The 2,099-nt window shown below is 56.3% G+C and carries 2 protein-coding genes; one reads left to right on the top strand and one right to left on the bottom strand.

Annotated elements, in window-relative coordinates:
* Window positions 1-498: 498 nt before the first annotated feature.
* Window positions 499-1,404: a phenylalanine 4-monooxygenase gene (gene phhA / locus WBM93_RS13160; protein ID WP_424432319.1), complete on the bottom strand. Its 906-nt coding sequence runs from the start codon at window positions 1,402-1,404 to the stop codon at window positions 499-501.
* 29 nt (window positions 1,405-1,433) lie between these two features.
* Between phhA and WBM93_RS13155 the strand changes: the two genes are divergently transcribed.
* The coding region (locus WBM93_RS13155) for a TIGR02117 family protein (protein ID WP_424432318.1) at window positions 1,434-2,099 on the top strand (666 nt) is incomplete at its 3' end.

Genomic DNA, 2,099 nt, shown 5'->3' with positions numbered 1-2,099 from the left:
GGTAAGAATGTTTTTGATATTTTGACGTGATCCCTTTGAATTACGGGGTTACGGTGACAGGTGCAATAACCCCTAAATAGTTGGCCTTTCAATTCCAGCGACAGGTGCAACATTTCCCATTCCTTCTCCCTGAAGGGCGAAGGTATAACACTCCACAAAAACCGCTTTCCTACACCCTCCCCGATTTCTTATTGTCGCAACCGGTCCCACGGGACAGGCTCTTTGACAATTTGAACAACAAAGCAACGCTGGCTGCTGTCCGCATGTTTCACCGGATCGATGTGGAGGTAATCTGGAAGGTCACACTCGGCACCTGCCTGGCGCCCTATAAAGGCAGGATATCTGCGGCTCAGGGGCAAAGGTCACCGAAAATAAAACGGGGCTTTTGCTGTAAAGTTTTAGACCAGGCGCAAAGCCACAAAGGCTGGCCGAAACCCACGGTCACTTCGCGGCTTCGCGTGATTCCAACGCGGACGCTCCCCACGGATCGGCGCGCAATCAGACGACCACAGCGTCACCCGATTGAGACAACGCATAGGCCTGCGTCCCCTCGGTCAGCACGACATCACCCTCGACGATCTCGGCAATCTTGATATCGGGCAGACCGGCAATCCTGTCATAGAGCGGCTTGAAGTCGGTCTCCACCGTCACCCGTAGCAATTCGTCGAGGCTCGGGATGACGAAATAATTCTGCTGGTAATCGTCGATCCGGTACTCGGTCCGCAACACCCGCTCGAGATCGAACATAATCCGGTTGGGGCTGGGATCGTCGAGCGCAAAGACGCTTTCGCCGTAGCTGGAAACGATGCCCGCGCCATAGATGCGCAGGCCCTCCGCTTCCTGGATCAGGCCGAATTCGACGGTATACCAGTATAGCCGCGCCAGTTGTTTCAGCGTGCCGAATTCCAGCGCCCTTAGGCCCCCGCGTCCGTAAGCCGCCATATAGTCACCGAAACGCTGATCGGCGAGCATCGGGACATGGCCGAAGACATCGTGGAAAATATCCGGTTCCTGGAGATAATCGAGCTGATCGCGGCGGCGGATGAAATTGCCCGAGACAAAGCGCCGGTTGGCTAGATGGTCGAAGAAAACATCATCCGGAACCAGCCCGGGTACGGCCACAACCTGCCATCCGGTGGCGGCCATCAGGATACGGTTGAGCTCTTCAAAATCGGGGATGCCCGGCTGCGACAGTTTCAATATGTCGATGCCGTCGAGAAACGCCTGCGCCGCCCTGCCCGGCAACATTTTCTGCTGGCGTGCGAACAATATGTCCCAGGTCTCGTGCTCTTCTGCCGAATAGGCTTGCCAGTCCTGATCAATCGTCCAGTCCGCATTTGCGTGCGGCGGCGGCTTGTCATAGACATGACTGTCGGGTTTGGCAGGTTCGGTCGTTTTGAGCATGGCGGTATCCTACATCAGAAAAGGTTTCAATGGCAACTACGGCGATGAAATGGCTGAAACGCGGTGGCGTTGCGATTGGCGCGATCATCGCTTTCTATCTGCTCGGGGCGCTGACCGGTAGCTTGATACCCGCCAATCCGGACTGGGAAAGCCCCGATGACGGAATAGAATTATTCATCGAAACCAACGGCTTGCACACCGGAATCATCATGCCCTTGTGGAGCAACGTCCATGACTGGACCGCCCTTGTCCGCCCCGAACATCTCGCTGATCCGTCCCGCTACGGCAGCCATATCCTGGTCGGCTGGGGCCATGAAGGCGTCTATCGCAACACCCGCGAGTGGACCGACCTCAGGCCCGGCGACGCATTGAGTGCGGTTTTTGGCAGTGATGATGTGCTTGTCCACGTCTATCACCTGAGATATCCACAGGTTTATCCCTATTATCGCCGGCGCCTGACAGTTAGCGAAGCGGAATATCGAAAAATCGCGGCAGCAATCGAAGCGAAATTCGCACTAGACGAACTCTATCGCTCCCAACCCTCGCCGGGCTATGGCAAATATGACCTGTTCTACAAATCACACGGCCACTATAACGCGTTCAACACCTGCAACAACTGGACCAGCGACGTCCTGCAACAGGCCGGCATCCGCACCGGTCGCTGGACCCCGTTCCAAGGCGGCGTGATGCGCTGG

The organism is Parasphingorhabdus sp., assembly GCF_049667325.1.
Classification (GTDB): Bacteria; Pseudomonadota; Alphaproteobacteria; order Sphingomonadales; family Sphingomonadaceae; genus Parasphingorhabdus.
The sequence above is the reverse complement of the archived record's forward strand: the minus strand, read 5'-3'. Positions and strand labels throughout refer to the sequence as shown.